The 1,054-nt window shown below is 61.2% G+C and carries 1 protein-coding gene; it reads left to right on the forward strand.

The features are described from left to right. Positions 1–90: 90 nt before the first annotated feature. On the forward strand, positions 91–864 hold the full coding sequence (locus tag OKA04_RS25045) for a B-box zinc finger protein (RefSeq protein WP_264503874.1): 774 nt from the start codon (positions 91–93) through the stop codon (positions 862–864). Positions 865–1,054: the final 190 nt, after the last annotated feature.

Raw genomic sequence — 1,054 nt, forward strand, 5'->3', positions numbered from 1 at the left:
CGCCGCTGAGCTCTATCTATCTACTAGTTAGTTTAGTCGTCTCGAGGGTAAATTGAGCTTTGTGTGCGGTTTTGAGGGGAGTACATCGGCATGAGGATCCAGTGCGACGCGTGCGAGGCCGCGGCGGCCACGGTGGTGTGCTGCGCGGACGAGGCGGCGCTGTGCGCGCGCTGCGACGTCGAGATCCACGCCGCCAACAAGCTCGCCAGCAAGCACCAGCGCCTCCCGCTCGACGCCGCGCTCCCCGCCGCCCTCCCGCGCTGCGACGTCTGCCAGGAGAAGGCGGCGTTCATCTTCTGCGTGGAGGACAGGGCGCTCTTCTGCCGGGACTGCGACGAGCCCATCCACGTCCCGGGGACGCTCTCCGGCAACCACCAGCGCTACCTCACCACCGGCATCCGCGTCGGGTTCAGCTCCGTCTGTAGCGCCAACGCCGACCACCTCCCGCCGCCAGCGCCCAAGGGGAACTCCAAGCCGCCGGCAAGCGGCATCGCTGCTGCTGCTGCTCCCAAGCCGGCCGTGTCCGCGGCGGCGCAGGAGGTGCCGTCGTCACCGTTCTTGCCGCCGTCGGGCTGGGCCGTCGAGGATCTCCTGCAGCTCTCCGACTACGAGTCCAGCGACAAGAAGGGCTCTCCTATTGGGTTCAAGGATCTGGAGTGGCTCGATGACATCGACCTGTTCCATGTCCAGTCGCCGGCCAAGGGAGGCAGCACGGCGGCGGAGGTGCCTGAGCTCTTCGCCTCGCCGCAGCCAGCGAGCAACATGGGGCTCTACAAGGCGAGCGGTGCACGCCAAAGCAAGAAGCCACGGGTGGAGATACCCGATGACGACGAGGACTTCTTCATCGTTCCTGATCTTGGATGAGATGTTGTTATGTAACAGTAATGCTATGCAAGTGATGTAATTTTGTATGTATGCAAAGAACACTGCCATCTCGGTTGTACTAAGTGTGCTAAGTACATCTTACTGTGGGCGTATGTAATTGTAAGACAATTTGGGCCCAATACTTATCAGCATGGTGTTGGGCATGAACTATGATGTACTATGACATGAC

Source organism: Luteolibacter flavescens (assembly GCF_025950085.1).
In the GTDB taxonomy this organism is placed as follows: Bacteria; Verrucomicrobiota; Verrucomicrobiia; order Verrucomicrobiales; family Akkermansiaceae; genus Haloferula; species Haloferula flavescens.